Genomic DNA, 22266 nt, shown 5'->3' on the forward strand with positions numbered 1-22266 from the left:
AATGCTCCTCTACAGAGAGAGGCCGAGCTTCTCGGCCAGACCGATGCGCATGAGCTTGCCCGTCGCGCCCTTCGGGATCTCGGGCAGGAACACCACCTTGCGCGGAACCTTGAAGTCGGCGAGTTGCCTGGCGGCGAAGTCACGCAGCTCGCGCTCTGAGAGCGTCATGCCCTCGCGCAGCACCACGGCAGCGCCGACTTCCTCGCCAAGCTTCGCGTGAGGAATGGCGAAGGTCAGCGCCTGTGCCACGGCTGGGTGATCGGAGAGAACGCCATCGACCTCGAGTGGCGACACCTTCTCGCCGCCGCGGTTGATCAGCTCCTTCAGCCTGCCGGTGAGCAGCAGGAACCCATCCTCGTCGAACATCCCCTGGTCGCCGGTGCGGAACCAGCCACCGGTGAAGGCCTTCGCGTTCGCATCCGGGTTCGCCTCGTAGCCCGTGGTCACGTTCGGGCCTCGAATGACGACCTCGCCGATCTCGCCCTTCGGCATGATCGTGCCGTCATCGGCCATGATCGCCACCTCGGGGCCGGCGGGCACTCCGACAAGGCCGGGCTTGCGGGGGCCGGCCAGCGGGTTGGAGGCCATCTGGTGCGAGGCCTCCGTCATGCCGTAGCTCTCGACGAGCGGGCAGCCGAACGTCTCCTCAAGCTGGCGCATCACCGGGCCCGGCAAGGAAGCGGAGGATGAGCGGATGAGGCGGAGCGGGGCGCGGGCGATGATCTCGACGTTGCGCTCGGCGCGAGCAAGGATCGTCTGGTGCATCGTCGGCACCGCCGTGTACCAGGTTGGCCGTTCCTCATCGAGCCAGCGGAAGAACTTCAGCGCATCGAAGCCGGGCGTGCAGCACACCGCCCCGCCGGCGCCGAGCGAGGAGAGAACGGCCGCGATCAGGCCGTGGATGTGGAACAGCGGCATGATGTTGAGGCAGCAATCCTCCGTCCCGAGCGCAAGCGTCGCGCCGATATGCCGCGCGGAGGCGGTGACGTTGCCGTGGGTGAGCGGAACGATCTTCGGCCGCGCCGTCGTGCCCGAGGTATGGAGCACGAGGGCCACGTCATCGGTCCCGGCAAGGCCAGGCCGGGCCGCCACCCCCTCCGGCCCACCCTCAAGCGTGAAGCCGCCGGCGCCGGAGCCAAGGTCAGGCACGAGCTCGATGATCGGGATGCCGAGGCGCGCCGCGGCCTCGCGGGCCGGTGTTGCGGCGCCGCGCTGCACGATCAGCGCGCGCGACTTCACGTCCTCCATATAGAACGCGAACTCGTCCTCGCGGTAGGCGGGGTTCAAGGGAGCCGTGGTCGCGCCGCAGGCGACGGTGAGGAACGCAGCGGCCATCTCGGGCCCGTTCGGGAGCACGATCGCCACCCGGTCGCCCCGCCCGATGCCGCGCGCATTCAACGCCTCGACGGTGCGCGCGGCGAGCGCCCGGAGCCCGGCATGGCTGAGCGACGCACGACCTTCGGGAGCCCGGATGGCGGGCGCATCGTCAACGCCTGCCTCGAGCAGTTGCGCAATTGTCGTGAATGCGGCCATCGGCTTCGTTCTCCTCCCTGCGCGGGCTTACGTCGATGTGGCATGGCCATGCGTGTGGTGGAAGCCCTTCACGCGCGTTTCCCGCAGCGTGGAAAGGCTCTAGCGTCACAGGAACGACGGAAAGGGGAGGGGCCAGTGCAGCGCCGCTATGGATCGATCGACCCGGCTCTCGAGGCCGTCCTCGCCGGCCTGGCTGACCAGGGCCTCGTGTCCCCGGACCCGACGGCGATGCCGATCGCAGAGGCCAGGGCGGGCAATGTCCGATACCTCATGCATCTAGGTGCCGAGGCTGCTTCGGTGGCGTCCATCGTCTCGCGCGACGTTCCAGGCCCGGCTGGGCCTGTGCCGGTGAAGATCATCCGCCCCGAGGCGGCCGACATCCCGGCCCCGGCGCTGCTCTATCTCCACGGCGGCGGCTTTGCCTTCGGCGACCTCGAGACGCATGAGGGCCTGGCGCGGGAACTGGCCGCGCGGAGCGGCGCGGTCGTGGTGATGCCCCACTATCGACGCACGCCGGAACATCCTTTTCCAGCCGCCTATCACGACAGCCTTGCCACGTGGCACTGGTTGACGACGGAGGCGACCTGCGTCGCGCTTGGACTCGATCGGCGAAGGCTTGCGATGGCCGGCGACAGTGCCGGGGGGAACCTCGCGCTCGCGCTCTGTGCCGCCCTCCGTGACGGGGCCGGGACGCCACCGGCCGCGGCGGCTCTGATCTACGGCATGTTTTCGCGGCGGACCGACACGCACTCCCACCAGACCTATGCCGCTGGCCCGGGATTGACCTCCGCCCGGCTCGCCTGGTTCTGGGATCGCTACCTCCCGGGCGGCGTGGGGGAGGATGACCCGCGCGCAGTGCCATGGCTCGTGACGCTCGAGGGGTTGCCGCCGCTCGCCCTCTTTGTCGCCGAGTGCGACATCCTCGCCGACGATACCTGGGACCTCGCCGAACGGCTCGAAGCGGTGGGGGCGACATTCACGCTCGATGCATTCCCCAACCTGCACCACGGCGCGATCCAGCTGTCGCGGCTTTTCCCCCCCGCGTCCGACGCATTGTCGAAAGTCGCCGAGCGGATCGCCGAAAGGCTTGGATCGCGGGGAATGTCAGCTTAGGCTGACACTCATGGAGGAACACGTCGTCCTTGTCGATCGCCACGACCGGCCGCTCGGCACCATGGAGAAGCTCACCGCGCATCGCGAGGGCAGGCTCCATCGCGCCCTCTCCGTCGTGTTGCGGTCGGCTGACGGGCGGCAGTTGCTGCTGCAGCGGCGTGCGGCCTGCAAGTACCATTCGGGCGGGACCTGGACGAACACGTGCTGCAGCCACCCACGGCCAGGGGAGGAGACCTCCGCCGCCGCGGTGCGCCGCCTGCGTGAGGAAATGGGGATCGAACTGCCCTCGCTCGAGAAGCTTTTCACGACGATCTACCATGCGCCCGTCGGTGCGGGACTGACCGAGCATGAACTCGTGCATGTCTTTGGCAGTGTCTGGGACGGGCCAGTGACGCCCGATCCAGCGGAGGTCGAGGGGTACGCTTGGTTCGACGCCGATGCGCTTCGTGCCGATATTGCTGCAAATCCAAATCGTTATAGCGTCTGGTTCAGAACTTACGTCGAGGCGTTCTGGGACCTCATGGCCGGCGCGCAGTCCTCCGCTGCATGAGCGATAGCAGCGGAAGGAAGCTTGCGCCGGTGCTTGTCGCTGCCGGTACGGCGATCCTCGTCGCCTCCGTCGGCGCGACGATGACCGATATCGGGCCCTGGTATCAGGCGCTGGCGAAACCCTCCTGGCAGCCGCCGGACTGGTTGTTCGGCCCCGCCTGGACGCTGATCTTCGCGCTCGCCGCACTCTCGGCCGTCACCGCCTGGCGTGACGCGCCTGACCAGGCGGCGCGGGAGTGGATGGTGGGCCTCTTCGCCGTCAATGGCGTCCTCAACATCGCCTGGAGCGCGCTGTTCTTCAGGATCCGCAGGCCTGACTGGGCGCTCGTCGAGGTCGTGTTGCTCTGGCTCTCGGTGCTCGCGCTGATCCTCGTGCTGCGCCGCTACAGCCGCCCGGCCTCCCTGATGCTCGTGCCCTATCTGGCGTGGGTCGCCTTCGCCGCTGTCCTGAACCTTGCCGTCGTGCGCCTGAACGCGCCGTTCGGCTGAGGCCGTGGGCGATCTCGTCCGCTCGCCGCTGGCGGTCGACCTGATCATTGCCGCCGTCGTGGCCCAGGGGATCCTGCTTTCACTCTATGCGCTGCGCACCGGGCGGGGCATCCGTCCGGCTTCATTGGTCGCCACGTTGGCCGCCGGTGGGTTCCTGCTCATTGCGCTCCGCACGGTGCTGGCGGAGGCGTGGTGGGGGTGGACGGGACTTGCCCTGCTCGCCTCACTGATCGCGCACGTGTTGGACCTCAGGTTGCGCTGGCGGTAGATGTCAACCTTGCGTTACACTCACGCGTGATGGACGGAGCCACCCTCGCTGCCCCCCCGATTGTCGCGCGGAATGACCGACGACCCCATGCGGTCGTCATCGGCTCGGGCTTCGGCGGGCTCGCGGCAGCCGTGCGCCTCGGTGCGCGCGGCTGGCGCGTCACGGTTCTCGAGCGGCTCGACCAACCGGGCGGGCGGGCAGGCGTGTTCCGCCAGGATGGCTTCACGTTCGATGCCGGCCCGACGATCATCACGGCACCATTCCTGCTCGAGGACCTCTGGGCACTTGCCGGTCGCCGCTTTGCCGATGACGTCACGCTCGTGCCGATGGACCCGTTCTATCGCATCCGATTCGATGACGGCGCGGTGTTCAGCTATTGCGGCGACGCGGATCGGATGCGCGCCGAGGTTGCCCGCTTCTCTCCTGCCGATGTCGCGGGATGGGAACGGTACATGCGCCTCTCTGCCGAGACATGCCGCATCGGCTTCGAGGAGCTTGGCCATGTGCCGTTCGGCTCGCCGGTCGACATGCTGCGCGTCGCGCCGGATCTGCTCCGCCTCAAGGCGTGGAAGAGCGTCCATGCCATCGTCGCGGAGCATTTCACCGATCCGCGGCTGCGGCAGGTGTTCAGCTTCCATCCGCTGCTGATCGGCGGAAATCCGTTCACCGTGCCATCGATCTACTGCCTCATTGCCGCGCTCGAGCAGCGCTGGGGCGTGCATTCGGCCATGGGGGGAACCGGGGCGATCGTTGCCGGCCTCGTGTCGCTGATCGGGTCTCTCGGCGGCACCGTCCGGCTTGGTGCGGCGGTCGAGGAGATCCTGGTTGCGGACGGGCGCGCCCGGGGCGTGCGACTGGCCGGAGGCGAGACGATCGCGGCCGACATCGTCGTCTCCAACGCCGATGCCTCCTACACCTACGGCACGTTGCTTGGCCGCCAGAAGCGCCGCCGCTGGACCGACCGCAAGCTCGCCCGCGCCCGCTCGTCGATGAGCCTGTTCGTCTGGTACTTCGGCACGAACCGTCGCTATGAGGATGTCGCGCACCACACGATCCTGCTCGGGCCGCGCTATCGCGAACTGCTGGCCGACATCTTTCGCCGCAAGGTCCTGGCCGAGGATTTCAGCCTCTACCTCCATCGTCCGACAGCAACGGACGCGGCGCTTGCGCCAGCGGGCTGCGACAGCTTCTACGTCCTCTCCCCCGTGCCGAACCTCCTCGGTGACACCGACTGGACCGTGGCGGCGGAGCCCTATCGCCAGGCGATCGCAGCATCACTTTCGGCCTCGCTTCTGCCAGGGCTGGACGCCTCGGTCGTGACGTCGCGGGTGATGACGCCGCTCGATTTCCGCGACCGCCTGCTCTCCGTCAACGGCGCCGCGTTCGGGCTCGAGCCCATCCTGCTCCAGAGTGCCTGGTTCCGGCCAAACAACCGGAGCGAGGACGTCGCAAATCTCTACCTGGTCGGCGCCGGCACCCATCCTGGGGCCGGTGTTCCAGGCGTCATCTCATCAGCGCGGGTGCTCGACACCGTCGTGCCGGCTCCGGAGGCCTTCGTCCATGCATCAGGCTGATCTCGCCGCTTGCCGCGCGCTGCTGCGCGAGGGCTCGAAGAGTTTCCATGCCGCGTCGCGCGTCCTGCCGCCCTCCGTGCGGGCGCCGGCCGCGGCACTCTATGCCTTCTGTCGCCTGGCCGATGACGCGATCGACGGCGAGCGTGGGAGCCCTGCCGCTCTGGCTGAGCTCTCCGGGCGGCTTGCCCGCGTCTATGAAGGCCGACCGGATCCGAACCCGTGCGACCGCGCGCTTGCTGCGGTCGTCGTCACGCATGCGCTGCCTCGTGCCCTGCCTGAGGCCCTGCTCGAAGGTCTTGTCTGGGATGCAGAAGGCCGGCGCTACGCTGACCTCGCGGCGCTCAACGCCTATGCCGCGCGGGTCGCCGGCACCGTCGGCGCGATGATGACGGTGGTCATGGGCGTGCGTGACCCGGCGGCCCTGGCACGGGCCTGCGATCTTGGTGTCGCGATGCAATTGACGAACATCGCGCGTGATGTCGGCGAGGATGCGCGCATGGGCAGGCTCTATCTGCCGCTCGACTGGCTCGAGGAAGCGGGCATCGATCCCGATGCGTTCCTCGCGCGGCCGATGTTCAGCCCTGCGCTTGGTGCGGTGATCGCGCGGCTGCTGGCGACGGCCGAGGAGTTGTATGATCGGGCCCTGGCGGGCATCGGCGCCCTGCCGCTGGCCTGTCGCCCGGGGATCATGGCGGCACGCCTGATCTATGCCGAGATTGGACGGGAGGTCGCGCGGCGTGGCCTCGACAGCGTGTCGTCGCGCGCTGTTGTCGGGCGGCGCCGCAAGCTCGCGCTTCTCGCCCGCAGCCTTGCTGCTGCGCCGCTTGCCCGCAGCGGTGCGGCGCTGACTGTCCCGCCGCTGGCTGAAACGCGCTTTCTCGTCCAGGCCGTCGCCGCGACCCCGCCACACCGCCAGGTTGACGGCATCGGAGATCGGATCACATGGGTGATCGGACTGATAGAGCGCCTTCAGCGTGAGGACAGGCTGAGCCAGGGCAGGGCCTGACGCCCGTCGGCGGCCGGACGGAGAGGCAGGGCGGCCATGCGGAACATCATCGGGCTTGTGTTCATCGCGGCGGGGGCGTGGATGCTGTTCTCGGCACTCGCGCGGCGCAGGCGGGTGATCGCCGCGGGGCCGGATGCGGCGCCGCCGCTGAACCCATCTCTCCAGGCGATGGCTGACGCGATGCCCCCCATCATTCTGCTCGTGCTCGGGATCGTCGGTGCGAAGGTCGCGCTGGCCATGGTCATGACGGAGGCAGGACAGTACTTCTCGCTGCTTGATCTGGCGGGCTTCCTGTTTCTGCTGGCTGGCTACGGTACGTCGGTCGTCATCAGGACGCGCTATCGCGAGGCGCCGCGCTGACGCGCCAAGGCGTCAACGTCGATTGACCCACGGCAACGCCGGTTCATTTCGGACCGATACCGATGAGCGGTCGGCCCAGTGCCGGCCATCGGCGCCCCGGATGATCCGTGCGCGTCGGTTCTCACGGATACGAACGAGGTCGGCTCCTGGGGGCCGCAGTCGAAGAGTCGATCGATCCTGCCTTCCGGCGTATGCGATGTGCAAGACCATGCGCCACCGCAAGATGGGGTGGCGGCACCGAGCGTTCCGGTGCCATGCTGATTTTCTGCGGCGCGGGAGCGGAACAACCCGCCGTGACGGAGGAGACAATACGCGGTGGGTGACGGCGCAGTCGCTCCGGCGGGGACGATCGACGGCCTGGCACGCGCTGCTGAACCGCGCGTGGGGCCGAACGCGATTACCCGCATCGCCGAAGCGCTTCGTTCCGAACACGATGAGCGGGTTGCCCGTGCCGTATTCGCTGCGGCTGGAATCTCCGGCTGGCTTGACACTCCGCCCGGAGCGATGGTGCCCGAGTGCGACGTGGCTGCGCTTCATCGGGCGCTCGTGGCCGCCCTGGGCGAACGGGACGCCCGCGCCGTTGCCGCGTCTGCGGGGCGGAGGACCGCGGCCTTCCTCCTGGCCCATCGGATTCCCGGGCCGGTGCGCCTGGTCCTGCGGTTGCTGCCGGCAGCGCCTTCGGCACGGCTGCTGATGCGCGTGATCGGCCGCCACGCCTGGACCTTTGTTGGCAGTGGGAAATTCGAGGCGAGCGACGGCCCGCCCGTTATTGTCACGATCACCGGTGGCCCGCTGCGAGCGGCGGGGGCGGCGGCTGCCGGTGTCGCGGCCTATTACGCGGCGACGTTCGAGGCGCTGTTCCGCGCCCTCGTCCATCCCCGCACGACGGTCACTGCAAGGCGACGGGCGACGGAAGCGACCGCCAGTTGCGTCTTCGCCCTCAACTGGCCGGCCTGATCACACGACCAATCGCCGGTAGAGGTGCCACGTGGAATGCCCGAGCACGGGCATCACGATCGCAAGCCCGACGAAGAGGGGCAGGGTGCCCGCGGCGAGGGTAAAGGCGACGAACAGGCCCCACACCGCCATCATCACAGGGTTCGCCGCGACCGCGCGGACTGAGGTCGTGACGGCTGTGCGCGCATCGACGGCGCGGTCAAGCATCATCGGGAATGACACGACCGTGACCGCAAGCGCGATGATCGCAAAGACGAGACCAACCGCATGGCCGATCAGGATCATGCGAAGTCCCTCTGGCGTTGCCAGCGCCCCCAGGAAATCGGACGGCGACATCCGGAGCGTGCCGAAGGCATTAAGGAAGACAAGCCGGGCCGCGCCGATCCACGCGATGAACAGCAGCAGCAGCGCGAGCCCAAGGGCCGCGATGCCAGGTGCACCAGGTGCGTTCAGCGCCCGGAACGCGTCGCGCCAGGTGGCCTGTGCCCCTGCCTCGCGCCTTCGGCTGATCTCGTAAAGCCCGATCGCCGTGAGTGGCCCGAGCAGCGAGAGGCCGGCAATCGCGGGATAGATGAGCGGCATCAGCGCGCCATTGACGGCAAGCCTCGCTGCTGCAAATCCGACCAGCGGATAGATCACGCAGAGAAAGGCAATCTGCGTGGGTGCGGCGAGGAAGTCATCGATGCCGCGCGACACGGCGAGGCGAAGATCCGCGATGCCGATCCGGCGGATCTCCGGCGTGATCGCTGCCGTGGGAAGATGTGTTCCAGTCAGCACCTGCGCCATCTGCCGTCCTCCTCGGTCGATCGCCGTGGGCGGGCCTGTCCGTCAGCAAGGCAGCGGGAGGGGGCGTGCAGCAGAACGACGACGGCTCGCCACGCATGGCTCCCGATCGACCTTGTCCACGACGATCAGGTTACCATGTCCCCGCACACGCAACGATCATCTGTTCGTCATCACTGCAGCGGGAGCAACGCCTTGGATTTCAGCGCGATCGCCCGGTACGAGTGGTTGATCCTGCTTGGCCTGCCGCTCGCTATCCTTCTGTGGGAGTGGCGCAACATCCGCCGCGAGATCAAGCGCGCGCGAGAGAGCGATCAGCCCAAGAAGTGACCGGTCGGCCCTACGCCCGCCGGGGCATCCGGAACGGCAGCAACGCCTGGACCCATCGGCTCGAAAAGCGATCGAGATCGAGGCTCTCATGGACAGAGGTTGCATCGCGCCCGAAGAGCCGGCTGGTCACAACCGACCGCGCATAGAACGGCGTGTCCTCGAGCGTTGCCGTAACGCGCGCTGCGTCGCCATGCGTCGCGCGGGCGATCCGCCAGATCCGCGTGCGGGGCAGCGGGGCGGGGGGAGGCATGTCGCGTCGCTCCATCGTGCCGTCCTGCCGCACGGCGAGTGCGAGCGACAGGCGCGTTCCATCACGGCGGGCGGCATCATAGAGGATGGTCGCCTCGTCCCCGGCGGTGGCCCGTGACCAGTCCCATTGCGAGAACCCGCGCTCGATCGGCTCGTCGCCGATATTGGTGTCAAGGTAACCATGGCCTGACCATCTCAGCGCAGGCTCCTGGAGTGTCACCTCGATCCGTGACCTGGGGCCAAGCGGCGTCCACCGATGGCGTCCTGCCGCGTCGAGGCTGAATGTCTCGCCTGCCTCGCCCTCGGGCATGAGGCGAACTGTGCCCTGGACGCGCCGTGGCAGTGGACAGGAGCGCTCGTCGAACGCGACGGTGAGTGCGTTTCCATCCCAAGCCATGCTGCTTGGGCCGACCGAGAACCGGTCCGCCGACCGCACCAGAGAGGCTGGGCCGCGCTCGGTCATCGTCCAGGCGCGGCGAGGGCCGTAGAGAGCGACATTCAGCGCCACATGGTTCTCTGCGGCGACGCCGCCGCCGCGCGCGCGCGCCCAGGCGTAGTAGGGCGAAAAGACACTGCCGACAAACCCGATGATGGTCACCCCGTGCAGGCCGTCATCGCTCAGCCCATCAAGGTACCACCAGAGATACCCGCCCGGCTGAACCGGCGTGTCGAAGCGGGGTCTGGAGCCAGAAAAGACGCCGCCGCCGCCGCCGCCAGCCTGCCCGACATCGCCGCCATCGGCACGCCCGGGCCCGGATGCACGCTGCCCCCCGCCAGGAACAGACCCGGCAGGCGTGTTCTCGCCCCCGGCCTCTGGAACGACGCTGCCCAGCCATGCAGGGCTCGGCCATAGAGGGCGCCGCCCGTTCCGGGAAACATCCGGTCGAAATCCGATGGCGTTGTCGTCACGCACTGCGCCATGTCGTGCCTGAGCGTCAGTCCGGCCCGCGCCATCATGTCGAAGCTTCGGCTGGCGCATCGATTGATCTCCGTTTGCGGCAGGGGGGATGTATCGCCCGTCGCGGGCGCATTGACGAGGCAGAGGAAGCGCTCCGGGGAGGCTGAAGGCTGCATGCCCGGATCACGGCGGTCCTGGGCGCAGAGATAGACCGTCGGCGTGTCCGGGATGCGGCCATGCCTAAAAAGTGAGTCGAACTCAGCCTCATAATTATCTGAAAAGAATACATTGTGCATCAACGGCTCAAGCCCGGATGGTTGCGCAACCAAGCTCCAGGTCACGGCGGACAACGAGCGCGGCGGCGCTTTCCCTGCGGCGGCCTTGGCTGCGCTCGTCCCAAGCAGGCCGATGCGGAGCGCGGCATGGTCTGCGTTCGCGATGACCGCATCGGCGGCAAGTTCCTCCCCCGAGGCGAGGCGTACGCCCGCGACGCGCCCAGAACGCTCAATGATTGCTGCAACATCTGTGTTGTAGCGCAGGGCAGCGCCGGCTCCCATGGCCGCTGCGGCGACCGCGCGCGCGACCCCGTGCATTCCCCCCGCAACCGCCCACACGCCTTCCTGCTCGACATGCGCGATCAGCATCAGCGTGGCGGGCGCCGAGAAGGGGGAGGCGCCGCAATATGTCGCATACCGCCCAAAGAGCTGCCTGAGGCGCTTGTCCTTGAAATGTTTCCCGAGCTCGTCCCACAGCGTGGCGAAAGGGGACACGCGCATCAGGCCCGGCAGACCGCGGAGGCCGACACGTCTGGCAAGGCCGACCGGCGAGGGAAGCTCCGCACCCATGAAGCTGGTCTCGAGCGTGCGGTAGATTGCCCCGGCGCGCCCGACAAACGCACGGTAGCCCCGTGCCTCCGCTGCCCCCGCGAATTGCCCGATTGCGTCCTCGCTCGCACCGCGGTCGGCATGAAGGTCGAGCATGGTGCCGTCCATCCAGGCGTGTCGCGCGAGGACGGAGAGCGGCGTCAGCGCCAGGTGATCGTCGAGCGAGAGGCCCGCATCTGCGAACAGGCCGTCCAGCACCCAGCGCATCGTGAACACGGTCGGCCCCGAATCGATCTCCCGGCCGGCGATCGGAACCGCGCGCATTTTCCCGCCAGGCGCGGTCGCGCGTTCGAGCACAGTGACGTCATGACCGCCCGAGGCCAGGTCGAGCGCTGCGGCGAGCCCTCCGATGCCGGCACCGATCACGATGACGCGCCGTCCAGGCATCACTCCCCCCACGTTGACTCCGCTTCATGAGCGCAGGCCATGCGCTGATCGGAAAAAAGCGTTGACGCGAGTGTCAATTGCGGCTGACAGTCTAGACTGACAACGGAGCTTGACGCACCCGCAATTCGCTCCGTGCCTGCGGGAGGCCCTTCGGATGGATGCCATCACGCGGATTGAACGTGCGCTTGCCGCGGCGCTGTCCTCCACCGAGGCGCGCGGTGCGCCGCCGCGGCTCGGCGAGGCCATGCGGTATGCCGTGTTTCCCCGCGGGTCGCGCGTTCGGCCTCGTCTCGCGCTTGCCGTCGCCGCGGCCTGCGGCGATGACATCCCGGAGATGGCTGATGCCGGCGCTGTTGCGATCGAACTGCTTCACTGCGCTTCGCTTGTGCATGACGATCTCCCCTGCTTCGATGATGCCGCGACACGACGGGGAAAGCCGGCACTCCATCGCGCCTTCGGTGAACCGCTCGCTGTTCTTGCGGGCGACGCGCTGATCGTGATGGCGTTTCAGACCATCGCACGTGCCGCCCTGCTTGCCCCGTCGCGCGCTGCGGCGTTGATGCTGACGGTCGGTGACAGTGTCGGCATGCCGTTCGGGATCGTCGCCGGGCAGGCCTGGGAGTGTGAGCCCGAGGTCAATCTGGCCGAGTATCAACGCCAGAAGACGGGCTCGCTCTTTGCGGCCGCCGCAGTGGCGGGCGCAGCAGCGGCGGGCGCCGAGTCAGAACCCTGGCGATTGTTCGGCGAGCGGCTTGGCGAGGCATACCAGGTCGCTGACGATCTCTCGGACGCGACCGCAGAAGAGGGCGAGTCCGGCAAGACGATCGGTCAGGATGTCGCGCATGACAGGCCATCCGCCGTGCGCAGCCTCGGCATCAAGGGAGCCGTCAAGCGCCTCGAGGAGCTGGCCGAGGGCGCGGTCGCGGCAGTTCCGGCCTGCGCCGGGCAGGCAGCGCTCTGTGCGCTGATCCGCCTCGAGGCACGACGGCTCCTGCCTGAGAAGCTGTCACTCAGCGCGGCCTGAGCAGTGGAGGCCACAAGCGCCGGTGTCTCGGGTTTGGCCGGCACGCGCCCCGGACTCCTCGGGCTGCTTCACGAGCGCCTGCTTGCATGGCGCGACCGGCGGATCGCCGATCCGCGGTTTCGCGCCTGGGCGGCCCGCTTTCCGCTGACACGGCCGACCGCGCGGCGGGAGGCGCGGGCGCTGTTCGATCTATGCGCGGGCTTTGTCTACTCCCAGGTCCTTCTTGCATGTGTCCAGCTCGGGCTGTTCTCGCGCCTGGCAACAGGGCCGGTCGCCGCCTCGACGCTCGCCTCCGAGTCGCGGATGAGCGAGGAGGGGATGGCCAGGTTGCTCGATGCTGCGGTGTCCCTGCGGCTCCTTCGGCGCCTCGCCGATGGTCGCGCGGCCATAGGTCCGCTCGGAGCCGCCATGGTGGGCAATCCCGGCCTCGCGGCGATGGTCGCCCACCATGCACTCGTCTATCGCGATCTCGCCGATCCTGTTGCCTTGCTGCGAGGCGATAACGGGCAGGCGGCGCTCGCCGCCTACTGGCCGTATGCCGGCGCGTCAGCGCCCGTGGCGCTCGATCATGCAGCGATCGCGCCCTACACCGCGCTGATGGCATCGACACAACCGCTCGTTTCGGCGGAAGTGCTTGCTGCCTATGATTTCTCGGGCCATCGATGCCTGCTCGATGTCGGTGGGGGGAATGGCAGTTTCCTGGCCGCCGTCGGAGCACGTCACCCCGACCTTTCGCTGATGTTGTTCGATCTGCCTGCGGTTGCGCGGGCAGGTGAGGAACAGCTCGCCGCAGCCGGGCTTGGTGAGCGCGCGCGCTGCATCGGAGGCGACTTCCTCACCGATGCCCTGCCCCGTGGGGCCGACGTGATCTCGCTCGTTCGTGTGGTGCACGACCATGACGAGGTGCGTGTCGCAGCGATCCTGCGTGCCGCGCGGGCTGCGTTGCCGATCGGTGGCACCCTGCTGATCGCCGAGCCACTCGCCGACACCCCCGGTGCGGAGCCGATTGGGGCAGCCTATTTCGGCTTCTATCTCCTCGCGATGGGGCGCGGCAGGGCGCGGAGTGTTTCCGAATTGACGCACCTGCTGGCCGAGGCGGGGTTCGGGTCTTCCCGCCTTGTCGCAACCCATACGCCGCTCGTCGCAAGCCTGATCGCGGCGACAGCAACATAGTTTACCTCAACAAGTGTCAATCTTACTTGACCATCTTGGGCGTCAAGTTAGACTGACACTCGAGCCCCAAGGTTCGAGCGCAGGGCGGAAAGCGGACACGGAGCGGTCTGCATTTCACGCCATCATGGGAGAAGCGGACATTGGACACACTCGCTGTCCTGCTGAAGGCACCGGAAAGTCTCGCATTGAGCCGACTCCCGCTGGTCGAGCCAGGTGATGCGGACGTCATCGTCGATATCGAATGGTCGGGCATCAGCACTGGAACCGAGCGCCTGCTCTACACGGGGCGCATGCCGCCCTTCCCGGGGATGGGCTATCCCCTCGTCCCCGGCTACGAGTCGGTCGGTCGGGTCGTTGCCGCAGGGCCGGCCGCTGGCAGAGCGGTCGGCGCCCGCGTTTTTGTTCCCGGCGCGAGATGTTTTGGTGATGTACGCGGGTTGTTCGGGGGTGCTGCGGCGCGCCTCGTCGTTCCGGGCGCCAAGGCGCGACCAATCGCCGAGGATCTGGGTGAGCGTGGTGTGCTGCTTGCCCTCGCTGCGACCGCTCATCATGCAATATCACCAGGGTCTGCGCTGCCTGACCTGATCGTCGGTCATGGGGTGCTGGGTCGGCTGATTGCGCGGCTCGCTGTCGCGCTCGGTGGCTCGCCGACCGTGTGGGAGACCAACCCCGCGCGTGCCGATGGTGCTGCCGGCTATGCCGTGATCGACCCGATCGCGGATGATCGGCGCGACTATCGGTGCATCCAGGATGTCAGCGGCGATGCGACGATCCTCGACACGTTGATCGCACGGCTCGGCCCGGGTGGCGAGATCGTGCTTGCCGGATTCTATGATCGTCTGTCCTTCGCGTTTCCGCCTGCGTTCATGCGCGAGGCCCGCATCCGGATCGCCGCGGAGTTCCGTGAAGCCGACATCGAGGCCGTCACGGCACTCATCGCGGACGGGCGGCTCTCGCTCGATGGCCTGATTACCCATCACCAGCCGGCGACTGAGGCCGATCAGGCCTACCGCACGGCGTTCGGCGATCCCGCATGCCTGAAAATGATTCTCGATTGGAGGACGTGCTCGTGAACGTGCCCGTGAACATGTCAGGCGGCGCGACCGCCGCTGTGCCGCCCAATGGCTCGCAGGTCGATGCGTTGCGCGCGGAAGCTGCAATCGAGCCCGATCCCCCCTCCACGGCGGAGCCGAAGCGGGAGACGCAGATCATCGCGATCTACGGCAAGGGTGGCATCGGAAAGTCATTCACGCTTGCCAACCTCAGCTACATGATGGCGCAGCAGGGCAAGCGGGTGCTGCTGATCGGGTGTGACCCCAAAAGCGACACGACGTCGCTCCTCTTCGGCGGCCGCTCCTGCCCAACCATCATCGAAACGTCTTCACGCAAGAAGGCGGCTGGTGAGCAGGTCGCGATCGGCGACGTCTGCTTCAAGCGTGACGGCGTGTTTGCGATGGAACTCGGCGGGCCCGAGGTTGGCCGCGGCTGCGGCGGCCGCGGGATCATCCACGGCTTCGAGCTGCTCGAGAAGCTGGGCTTCCATCAGTGGGACTTCGACTACGTGCTGCTCGACTTTCTCGGCGATGTCGTGTGTGGCGGCTTCGGCCTGCCGATCGCACGCGACATGTGCCAGAAAGTGATTGTCGTCGGCTCGAATGATCTTCAGTCCCTCTACGTCGCCAACAACGTCTGCTCGGCGGTCGATTATTTCCGCAAGCTCGGCGGCAATGTCGGCGTCGCTGGGATGGTGGTGAACAAGGATGACGGCACCGGCGAGGCAGCCGCCTTCGCCGCCGCAGCCGGCATTCCCGTTCTTTCGGCAATCCCCGCCGACGACGACATCCGCCGCAAGAGCGCATCCTACGAGATCATCGGCCGGCCTGGCACGCAGTGGGCGCCGATGTTCGAGGAACTTGCCCGCCAGGTGGCAGAGGCCCCTCCTGTTCGTCCGACACCGCTCACGCACGACGCGCTGCTCGGCCTCTTCAAGGGTGAAGCCGTTGGCCGCGGTGTGACGCTCAACCCGGCGACGATGGAAGACATGTGCGCCACGGCGCTCGTGACGAGGCCTTCCCTCGAAGTGGTCTACGAGGGCGCGTGAGCATGAACGCCGTGACCCCACCGGAACCAGCCGGGGCCCCAGTGACCGAGGCCGGCTGCCATGGTGGGCGTGACACGATGCGCGAGGCCGCGCGGGCTGCCGGCAAGTCTGAGACGATGGATCGGCTGAAGGCGGATTATCCGCAAGGCCCGCATGATCAGCCGCAATCGATGTGCCCTGCATTCGGTTCGCTCCGCGTCGGTCTTCGCATGCGGCGAACGGCGACGATTCTTTCGGGCAGTGCCTGCTGCGTCTACGGCCTGACCTTCACGAGCCATTTCTATGGTGCGCGCCGGACCGTCGGCTACGTGCCCTTCAATTCAGAGACCCTGGTCACCGGCAAGCTCTTCGAGGATATCCGCGAGGCCGTGCACCAGACGGCGAAGCCCGATGAGTACGACGCAGTCGTCATCATCAACCTCTGCGTACCCACGGCATCCGGCGTGCCGCTGGATCTTCTGCCGAAGGAGATCGATGGCGTTCGCATCATCGGCATTGATGTCCCCGGCTTCGGTGTGCCGACGCATGCCGAAGCGAAGGACGTGTTGGCTGGTGCGATGCTGCGCTATGCGCGCAACGAGGCCGAGGCGGGGCCCGTGGCGCGGCCGCGCAACCTCGTCGACGAGGCGCGCAGCGTCGCATTGATCGGCGAACTCTTTCCAGGTGATCCGCCTGGCGTGGCGGCCTTGCTCGCACCAATGGGGCTCACGCTCGCGCCGCAGACCCCAGCGCGGGAGTGGCGTGACCTCTATGCCGCACTCGACTGCGTGGTCGCTGCTGCCGTGCATCCGTTCTACACCGCTTCAGTCCGTGAGTTCCGCGCAGCGGGGCGACCGGTTGTCGGATCCGCGCCGGTTGGCGTCGAAGGCACCGCCGCATGGCTCGATGCCATCGGGACGGCGGCTGGCGTCTCCGATGACGCGCGTGACGCAGCCAAGGCTCGTGCACTTCCCGCCATCAAGGCAGCGCTTGCCGCTTCGCCGATTGCAGCACGCGTGACTGTGTCGGGATATGAGGGGTCGGAGCTGCTCGTCGCGCGACTGCTGATCGAGGCAGGCGCCGAGGTGCCCTATGTCGGCACAGCCTGTCCGCGGACGGAGTGGTCTGACGTCGACCGTCAATGGCTCGAGGCAAAGGGCGTTCACGTCCAGTACCGCGCCTCGCTCGAGCAGGACGTGGCGGCGATGAAGGATGCCCGCCCGGATCTCGCCGTTGGCACAACGCCGCTCGTGCAGAAGGCGAAGGAACTCGGAATTCCGGCGCTCTATTTCACGAACATGGTCTCTGCCCGGCCGCTGTTCGGGCCCGCCGGAGCTGGAGCGCTGGCCGCCATAGTCGCCGCGCAGACGAAGGGCCGCGAACGTTTTGCGCGCATGGTCGGCTTCTTCGACGGCGTCGGTACGCCGGACGGGGCGGGCTACGGGTTCACCGACAAGCCCGTCGATCCGCCAGGCTTTCGCGAACGGCAGCGTAAGCTGCGCGCGGCCAAGCCCAAGTCGGAAGAAGCGGTGGGGACCTGAACGATGCTCGTCCTCGACCATGACAGGGCAGGCGGCTACTGGGGGGCGGTCTACGCGTTCTCCGCCGTCCGTGGCCTCCGCGTAGTGATCGACGGTCCTGTCGGCTGCGAGAACCTGCCGGTGACGGCGGTCCTGCACTACACCGACGCGCTGCCTCCGCATGAGCTGCCGATCGTCGTCACCGGCCTCGACGAAGACAGCCTGTCGCAGAACGGCACCGAAGGGTCGATGAAGCGCGCCGCCGCGACGCAGGACCCTGACCTGCCCGCCGTGGTCGTCACCGGCTCGATCGCCGAGATGATCGGCGGCGGCGTGACGCCGGAGGGTTCAAACCTCCAGCGTTTCATTCCGCGGACGATCGATGAGGACCAGTGGCAGGCGGCCGACCGTGCCATCAACTGGCTGTGGACTGAGTTCGGCGCGAAGCGCACGAAGATCCGCCCACGCAAGGAACGCGCTGCCGGCGTGAAGCCGCGCGTGAACATCATCGGGCCGATCTACGGCACTTTCAACATGCCGTCCGACCTTGCCGAGATCAGACGCCTCGTGGAAGGGATCGGCTGCGAGATCAACCTGGTCTTCCCGCTCGGCAGCCACGTCGAGGATATCGGGAAGCTGCCGGATGCGGATGTGAACATCTGCATGTACCGTGAGTTCGGGGCGCGGCTCTGTGAAACGCTTGAGCGGCCCTGGTTGCGCGCGCCCATCGGCCTGTTCGCCACGACGAATTTCCTCCGCAAGCTCGGTGAACTCGCCGGCGTCGACCCCGAGCCTTTCATCGCCCGCGAGAAGCACACGACGATCAAGCCGATCTGGGATCTCTGGCGCAGCGTGACGCAGGACTTCTTCGGGTCGGCTTCGTTCGCCGTCGTCGCGACCGAGACCTACGAGCGTGGGCTTCGCCGCTTCCTCGAGGAGGAGATGGGGGTTCCCTGCGCCTTCGCCTTTGCGCGCAAGCCCGGCGAGAAGCCCGACAATGCGGCCGTGCGCGCGGCGATCAGGAAGACGCCGCCGCTCGTGATGTTCGGAAGCTATAACGAACGCATGTATGCGGCTGAAGCGGGAGCGCGGTCGATGTACATTCCCGCCTCGTTCCCCGGCGCGATCATCCGCCGTGCCACCGGCACTCCCTTCATGGGATATGCGGGCGCTACGTACGTTATCCAGGAGTACTGCAACGCGCTGTTCGATGCGTTGTTCCATATCCTGCCGCTCGGTACCGATCTTGACCGCGTCGAGGCAACACCGGCGCGGCCGCAGATGCATGCGGCCGCCCAGTGGGACGATGCGGCCGCGGCGCTGCTGCAACGGCATCTTGAGAGCGAGCCGTTCCTGGTGCGCATCTCAGCGGCCAAACGGTTGCGCGAGCGTGTCGAAGCCGACGCGCGGATGGCCGGCGAAGATCGGATTGGTCCTGCGCGTGTGCGCATGACGCTCGGCGATCCAGCCGAAGTCGTGCCCGCGTGAAGCCCAGTTCAGCAAGCGGCATCGCCGCTTCCCTCTGCACCCGGGGGTCCCGGGTCATGTCTCGTCCGTGATGGTCACGGCGGTCCCGGCCGCGCGGGAGGTGCGCGGTAACGATAGCCTTGAGGAGTTTTCATGGCTGACAGGCAAGACAGCTCGCTGTCGGGGCTGACGGAGAACGAAGCGCGGGAGTTCCACGGAATTTTCGTGCAGTCCTTCGTCCTCTTCACCGTGATCGCGATCGTCGCGCACTTCCTCGTGTGGCTGTGGCGTCCCTGGTTTCCGGGGCCAAGCGGCTACGCGCAGTCGGTGATCGACAGTGCGACCACGGTTCTCACGTACCTTGTGTAGGAGGGGGATGCCATGTGGCGCATCTGGCTGATTTTCGACCCCCGGCGTGTCCTGGTTGGACTTGCCACCTTCCTGCTCGTTCTGGCGCTCCTGATCCACTTCATCCTGCTCGGTACCGACAGGTTCAACTGGATCGAGGGGCCGCGGCCAGCCGCGGTGACGTCGCAAGCGTCGCCGCTGCCGCCGTCACGCTAGCGACCCAAGCCCGGCGGCAGGCGAGAGGCGGGTCCCAATCCCGCTCTCGTCCGCTGCCGGGATCCGCAACTGTGAGGCCGACCCTTCTCGACCTCGACACCCGGGAGTTTCGACAATGTCGATGCTCAGTTTCGAAAAGAAATATCGAGTCCGGGGAGGCACCCTGGTCGGGGGCGACCTGTTTGATTTCTGGGTTGGCCCCTTCTATGTCGGCTTCTTCGGCGTCACGACGATGTTTTTCACCGTCCTTGGTACGGCACTGATCTTCTATGGTGCGGCGCTCGGAGACACGTGGAACGTCTGGCGGATCAACATCGCCCCGCCCGATCTCTCCTACGGCCTCGGCTTCGCACCGCTCAAGGAAGGCGGGCTGTGGCAGCTGATCACGATCTGCGCACTTGGCGCGTTCATCTCATGGGCGCTCAGGCAGGCCGAGATCTCGCGCAAGCTCGGCATGGGGCTGCATATTCCGTTCGCATACGGAATGGCCGTCTTCGCCTATTTCACCCTCGTGGTGATCCGCCCCGTCCTGATGGGCGCCTGGGGGCACGGTTTCCCCTACGGCATCTTCAGCCATCTCGATTGGGTGTCGAACGTCGGTTACCAGTACCTGCACTTCCACTACAACCCGGCGCACATGATCGCGGTGACGTTCTTCTTCACCACGACGCTGGCGCTCTCGCTGCACGGCGGACTTGTGCTCTCGGCGCTGAACCCGCCGAAGGGCCAGGTGGTGAAGACGGCGGAGCATGAGAACACCTTCTTCCGCGACATTATCGGCTACTCGATCGGCACGCTCGGCATTCACCGGCTCGGCCTTTTCCTCGCCCTCTCGGCTGGGTTCTGGAGCGCGGTGTGCATCGTGATCAGCGGTCCGTTCTGGACACGCGGCTGGCCCGAGTGGTGGGGCTGGTGGCTCAACCTGCCGATCTGGAGCTAGGGAGGGAACGATGGCCGAATATCTCAACATCTTTACCCGCGTGCAGGTCCGTGGACCTGCCTATGCCGGGGTTCCCCTGCCACGGAGCGATGATCCGCGCCAGGGCAAGCCGACTTTCGTCCATCTCTTCGGCATGATCGGCGATGCGCAGGTCGGGCCGATCTATCTCGGCTGGCTCGGCGTGCTCTCGCTGGTCTGCGGTCTTGTCGCCTTCGAGATCATCGGGCTGAACATGCTCGCCTCGGTGAACTGGGACCCGGTCCAGTTCGTGCGGCAGCTCTTCTGGCTCGCCCTCGAGCCGCCGGCACCACAGTACGGCCTCTCCTTCCCGCCGATGGCGGAGGGCGGGTGGTGGCTCATGGCGGGCTTCTTCCTCACCGCCTCGATCCTCCTCTGGTGGGCGCGGGTGTATCGCCGCGCGCGGCAGCTCGGCATGGGCACGCACGTGGCCTGGGCTTTCGCTGCGGCGATCTGGCTCTACCTGGTGCTCGGCTTCATCCGCCCTGTGCTGATGGGCAGCTGGTCCGAGGCGGTACCGTTCGGGATCTTCCCGCATCTCGACTGGACGGCCGCGTTCTCAATCCGCTACGGCAATCTCTTCTACAACCCGTTCCATGCGCTCTCGATCGTGTTCCTCTACGGATCGACACTCCTCTTCGCGATGCATGGCGCGACGATCCTCGCCGTCAGCCGCTTCGGCGGCGAGCGTGAGATCGAGCTCTCACTCGATCGCGGCACGGGCGCGGAACGCGCGGCGATCTTCTGGCGCTGGACGATGGGGTTCAATGCAACCTACGAGTCGATCCATCGCTGGGCCTGGTGGTTTGCCGTTCTCTGCCCGCTCGCGGGCGGCATCGGCATCCTCCTGACCGGCACCGTCGTCGACAACTGGTACCTCTGGGCCGTGCAGCATGACTTCGCGCCTGCATATCCGGCGGTGTGGCCGGCGGCGGTCGACCCAGCAACCCTCCCGGGAGCGACGCGATGAATATCTTCGTTCAGTGCGGGATTGGCGTCGCCGCCGTGGTGGGCGCCGCCGTCACCTTCCTGACATTCGAAAGGCCGCCGATCGAAACCGTGCAGCGGGGCTTTCGTGGCACGGCCCAGGAACTCGTGTACACGACCCGTGCCGTGGATCGGATTGCCGCGCGGAACGTGGTCCCCGAGGCTGATCCGCCGGTCGACCCGATCGGACAGAAATCGTCCGAGGTTTACGAGAATGTCCAGGTGCTGGGGGATCTCGATGCAGGCCAGTTCATTCGCCTGATGGCGGCGATCACCGCGTGGGTGTCGCCGGAACAGGGGTGCAACTACTGCCACAATCCCGAGAATCTTGCTTCCGACGAGGTCTACACCAAGGTCGTGACGCGGCGAATGCTCCAGATGACCAAGGCGATCAACACCAATTGGAAGCCGCATGTGCAGGAGACCGGCGTCACCTGCTACACCTGCCACCGCGGTCAACCCATCCCCGCCTATGTCTGGTCGACCGAGCCAGGCCGCAGCTCATCGATGCTTGCAAGCTCGGCAGGGCAGAATGTTGTCTCGTCTGCCGCTGGACTGACTTCTCTCCCCTACGATCCGTTCACGGCCTTCTTCCGCGACGCACTCCCCATCCGGGTTGCCGGCACCACCCCGCATGGCCCGGACAATCGTGCGTCGATCAAGCAGACCGAATGGACATACGGCCTGATGATGCACTTCTCCCAGGCGACAGGTGCCAACTGTACATTCTGCCATAACACACAGAACTTCGCGAACTGGAACGATGCGCCACCGCAACGGCATTCTGCGTGGCACGGCATCAGGATGGTGCGGGAAATCAACAACACCTATATCGAACCGCTGACCCCACTCTGGGCCGCAAACCGAAACGGTCCCCCTGAGCGTGGCTCGGCAACGATGTCCCGCCTCGGCCCCCATGGCGACGCGCTGAAGGTCAATTGCGCGAGTTGCCATCAGGGTGCCCATAAGCCTCTGCTCGGGGCGCCAATGCTTAGCAACTACCCCGAGTTGAACGCAGTCTCATCGCAGCTGCCGCGCTCTGCATCGATGACCCCGCGCTAGAGCAGCGCTTGGCCCGACCTGATGGAGCCGCCTGGCTCCATCGGGTCGGGC

At 67.0% G+C, this 22266-nt stretch carries 24 protein-coding genes; 20 read left to right on the forward strand and 4 right to left on the reverse strand.

Translation table 11 applies throughout. From position 1 onward, the window contains the following. Positions 1 to 9: 9 nt before the first annotated feature. Positions 10 to 1533 (reverse strand): acyl--CoA ligase, encoded by a 1524-nt coding sequence (locus tag Q0C38_RS11530; protein WP_291297238.1) that lies wholly within the window; start codon positions 1531 to 1533, stop codon positions 10 to 12. A 135-nt stretch (positions 1534 to 1668) separates the two neighbouring features. Between Q0C38_RS11530 and Q0C38_RS11535 the strand changes: the two genes are divergently transcribed. The 8 genes from Q0C38_RS11535 to bchJ all read left to right on the forward strand — a co-directional run bounded on the left by Q0C38_RS11535 (position 1669) and on the right by bchJ (position 7849). Continuing rightward, positions 1669 to 2646, forward strand: a complete 978-nt coding sequence (locus Q0C38_RS11535) for an alpha/beta hydrolase (protein ID WP_291297239.1) — start codon at positions 1669 to 1671, stop codon at positions 2644 to 2646. A gap of 10 nt (positions 2647 to 2656) precedes the next feature. Next, positions 2657 to 3196 (forward strand): isopentenyl-diphosphate Delta-isomerase, encoded by a 540-nt coding sequence (idi, locus tag Q0C38_RS11540; protein WP_291297240.1) that lies wholly within the window; start codon positions 2657 to 2659, stop codon positions 3194 to 3196. Further along, positions 3193 to 3684 carry a TspO/MBR family protein gene (locus Q0C38_RS11545; RefSeq protein WP_291297241.1) on the forward strand — a complete coding sequence of 164 codons (492 nt, stop codon included), beginning with the start codon at positions 3193 to 3195 and terminating at the stop codon, positions 3682 to 3684. Before idi ends, Q0C38_RS11545 begins: the two co-directional genes overlap by 4 nt. Before the next feature lie 4 nt (positions 3685 to 3688). Continuing rightward, a complete protein-coding gene (locus tag Q0C38_RS11550; protein ID WP_291297242.1) occupies positions 3689 to 3952 on the forward strand; it encodes a hypothetical protein in 264 nt (87 codons plus the stop codon). A gap of 29 nt (positions 3953 to 3981) precedes the next feature. After that, positions 3982 to 5526: a phytoene desaturase gene (locus Q0C38_RS11555; protein ID WP_291297243.1), complete on the forward strand. Its 1545-nt coding sequence runs from the start codon at positions 3982 to 3984 to the stop codon at positions 5524 to 5526. After that, complete coding sequence (locus tag Q0C38_RS11560) at positions 5513 to 6532, forward strand: phytoene/squalene synthase family protein (protein WP_291297244.1); 1020 nt, start codon at positions 5513 to 5515, stop codon at positions 6530 to 6532. The genes Q0C38_RS11555 and Q0C38_RS11560 overlap by 14 nt, the downstream gene beginning before the upstream one ends. Before the next feature lie 36 nt (positions 6533 to 6568). Beyond that, positions 6569 to 6892: a hypothetical protein gene (locus tag Q0C38_RS11565; protein WP_291297245.1), complete on the forward strand. Its 324-nt coding sequence runs from the start codon at positions 6569 to 6571 to the stop codon at positions 6890 to 6892. 315 nt (positions 6893 to 7207) lie between these two features. Next, positions 7208 to 7849, forward strand: coding sequence for a bacteriochlorophyll 4-vinyl reductase (gene bchJ, locus Q0C38_RS11570; RefSeq protein ID WP_291297246.1), 642 nt, complete (start codon positions 7208 to 7210; stop codon positions 7847 to 7849). On the opposite strand, the gene Q0C38_RS11575 is transcribed toward bchJ, so the two are convergent. Next, entirely contained in the window at positions 7850 to 8635 is a 786-nt protein-coding gene (locus Q0C38_RS11575) for a DUF2189 domain-containing protein (RefSeq protein WP_291297247.1), read from the reverse strand. Between the two features lie 192 nt (positions 8636 to 8827). On the opposite strand from Q0C38_RS11575, the gene Q0C38_RS11580 reads away from it, so the two are divergent. Beyond that, the gene (locus Q0C38_RS11580; protein WP_291297248.1) at positions 8828 to 8962 is read left to right on the forward strand and encodes a hypothetical protein; all 135 of its coding nucleotides are present in this window, start codon (positions 8828 to 8830) and stop codon (positions 8960 to 8962) included. Between the two features lie 10 nt (positions 8963 to 8972). On the opposite strand, the gene Q0C38_RS11585 is transcribed toward Q0C38_RS11580, so the two are convergent. Both Q0C38_RS11585 and crtD read right to left on the reverse strand, forming a co-directional pair. Beyond that, positions 8973 to 9809: a carotenoid 1,2-hydratase gene (locus Q0C38_RS11585; RefSeq protein WP_291297249.1), complete on the reverse strand. Its 837-nt coding sequence runs from the start codon at positions 9807 to 9809 to the stop codon at positions 8973 to 8975. Positions 9810 to 9829: 20 nt separating this feature from the next. Continuing rightward, complete coding sequence (gene crtD / locus Q0C38_RS11590) at positions 9830 to 11380, reverse strand: 1-hydroxycarotenoid 3,4-desaturase CrtD (protein WP_291297250.1); 1551 nt, start codon at positions 11378 to 11380, stop codon at positions 9830 to 9832. Positions 11381 to 11534: 154 nt separating this feature from the next. On the opposite strand from crtD, the gene Q0C38_RS11595 reads away from it, so the two are divergent. From Q0C38_RS11595 to pufC, 11 genes are all read left to right on the forward strand, one after another. After that, a complete protein-coding gene (locus tag Q0C38_RS11595) occupies positions 11535 to 12404 on the forward strand; it encodes a polyprenyl synthetase family protein (RefSeq protein WP_291297251.1) in 870 nt (289 codons plus the stop codon). A 3-nt stretch (positions 12405 to 12407) separates the two neighbouring features. Further along, positions 12408 to 13577 carry a methyltransferase gene (locus Q0C38_RS11600; RefSeq protein ID WP_291297252.1) on the forward strand — a complete coding sequence of 390 codons (1170 nt, stop codon included), beginning with the start codon at positions 12408 to 12410 and terminating at the stop codon, positions 13575 to 13577. 140 nt (positions 13578 to 13717) lie between these two features. After that, entirely contained in the window at positions 13718 to 14650 is a 933-nt protein-coding gene (gene bchC / locus Q0C38_RS11605) for a chlorophyll synthesis pathway protein BchC (RefSeq protein ID WP_291297253.1), read from the forward strand. 14 nt (positions 14651 to 14664) lie between these two features. Next, the gene (locus Q0C38_RS11610) at positions 14665 to 15678 is read left to right on the forward strand and encodes a chlorophyllide a reductase iron protein subunit X (protein ID WP_291297291.1); all 1014 of its coding nucleotides are present in this window, start codon (positions 14665 to 14667) and stop codon (positions 15676 to 15678) included. Between the two features lie 2 nt (positions 15679 to 15680). After that, positions 15681 to 17198, forward strand: coding sequence for a chlorophyllide a reductase subunit Y (gene bchY / locus Q0C38_RS11615; RefSeq protein WP_408870026.1), 1518 nt, complete (start codon positions 15681 to 15683; stop codon positions 17196 to 17198). 3 nt (positions 17199 to 17201) lie between these two features. Next, entirely contained in the window at positions 17202 to 18665 is a 1464-nt protein-coding gene (gene bchZ / locus Q0C38_RS11620) for a chlorophyllide a reductase subunit Z (protein ID WP_291297254.1), read from the forward strand. 132 nt (positions 18666 to 18797) lie between these two features. Then, on the forward strand, positions 18798 to 19013 hold the full coding sequence (pufB, locus tag Q0C38_RS11625; protein WP_291297255.1) for a light-harvesting antenna LH1, beta subunit: 216 nt from the start codon (positions 18798 to 18800) through the stop codon (positions 19011 to 19013). A gap of 12 nt (positions 19014 to 19025) precedes the next feature. Further along, positions 19026 to 19208: a light-harvesting antenna LH1, alpha subunit gene (pufA, locus tag Q0C38_RS11630; protein ID WP_291297256.1), complete on the forward strand. Its 183-nt coding sequence runs from the start codon at positions 19026 to 19028 to the stop codon at positions 19206 to 19208. 115 nt (positions 19209 to 19323) lie between these two features. Then, complete coding sequence (gene pufL, locus Q0C38_RS11635; protein ID WP_291297257.1) at positions 19324 to 20148, forward strand: photosynthetic reaction center subunit L; 825 nt, start codon at positions 19324 to 19326, stop codon at positions 20146 to 20148. Between the two features lie 10 nt (positions 20149 to 20158). Next, positions 20159 to 21136, forward strand: a complete 978-nt coding sequence (gene pufM, locus Q0C38_RS11640) for a photosynthetic reaction center subunit M (protein ID WP_291297258.1) — start codon at positions 20159 to 20161, stop codon at positions 21134 to 21136. Next, positions 21133 to 22215, forward strand: coding sequence for a photosynthetic reaction center cytochrome PufC (gene pufC, locus Q0C38_RS11645; protein WP_291297259.1), 1083 nt, complete (start codon positions 21133 to 21135; stop codon positions 22213 to 22215). Before pufM ends, pufC begins: the two co-directional genes overlap by 4 nt. The last annotated feature ends 51 nt before the right edge of the window (positions 22216 to 22266 follow it).

This window comes from Elioraea sp., from assembly GCF_022842375.1.
GTDB lineage: Bacteria > Pseudomonadota > Alphaproteobacteria > Acetobacterales > Acetobacteraceae > Elioraea_A.

Bases quoted from the DNA above. Each gene is read 5' to 3' on its own strand.
- Q0C38_RS11530 (WP_291297238.1), bottom strand. From the start codon at position 1,533: ATGGCCGCATTCACGACAATTGCGCAACTGCTCGAGGCAGGCGTTGAC.
- Q0C38_RS11575 (WP_291297247.1), bottom strand. From the start codon at position 8,635: ATGGCGCAGGTGCTGACTGGAACACATCTTCCCACGGCAGCGATCACG.
- bchY (WP_408870026.1), top strand. From the start codon at position 15,681: ATGAACGCCGTGACCCCACCGGAACCAGCCGGGGCCCCAGTGACCGAG.
- pufL (WP_291297257.1), top strand. From the start codon at position 19,324: ATGTCGATGCTCAGTTTCGAAAAGAAATATCGAGTCCGGGGAGGCACC.
- crtD (WP_291297250.1), bottom strand. From the start codon at position 11,380: ATGCCTGGACGGCGCGTCATCGTGATCGGTGCCGGCATCGGAGGGCTC.
- Q0C38_RS11555 (WP_291297243.1), top strand. From the start codon at position 3,982: ATGGACGGAGCCACCCTCGCTGCCCCCCCGATTGTCGCGCGGAATGAC.
- Q0C38_RS11545 (WP_291297241.1), top strand. From the start codon at position 3,193: ATGAGCGATAGCAGCGGAAGGAAGCTTGCGCCGGTGCTTGTCGCTGCC.
- pufM (WP_291297258.1), top strand. From the start codon at position 20,159: ATGGCCGAATATCTCAACATCTTTACCCGCGTGCAGGTCCGTGGACCT.
- bchZ (WP_291297254.1), top strand. From the start codon at position 17,202: ATGCTCGTCCTCGACCATGACAGGGCAGGCGGCTACTGGGGGGCGGTC.
- Q0C38_RS11560 (WP_291297244.1), top strand. From the start codon at position 5,513: ATGCATCAGGCTGATCTCGCCGCTTGCCGCGCGCTGCTGCGCGAGGGC.
- pufC (WP_291297259.1), top strand. From the start codon at position 21,133: ATGAATATCTTCGTTCAGTGCGGGATTGGCGTCGCCGCCGTGGTGGGC.
- Q0C38_RS11610 (WP_291297291.1), top strand. From the start codon at position 14,665: ATGTCAGGCGGCGCGACCGCCGCTGTGCCGCCCAATGGCTCGCAGGTC.
- idi (WP_291297240.1), top strand. From the start codon at position 2,657: ATGGAGGAACACGTCGTCCTTGTCGATCGCCACGACCGGCCGCTCGGC.
- pufA (WP_291297256.1), top strand. From the start codon at position 19,026: ATGTGGCGCATCTGGCTGATTTTCGACCCCCGGCGTGTCCTGGTTGGA.
- Q0C38_RS11595 (WP_291297251.1), top strand. From the start codon at position 11,535: ATGGATGCCATCACGCGGATTGAACGTGCGCTTGCCGCGGCGCTGTCC.
- pufB (WP_291297255.1), top strand. From the start codon at position 18,798: ATGGCTGACAGGCAAGACAGCTCGCTGTCGGGGCTGACGGAGAACGAA.
- Q0C38_RS11565 (WP_291297245.1), top strand. From the start codon at position 6,569: ATGCGGAACATCATCGGGCTTGTGTTCATCGCGGCGGGGGCGTGGATG.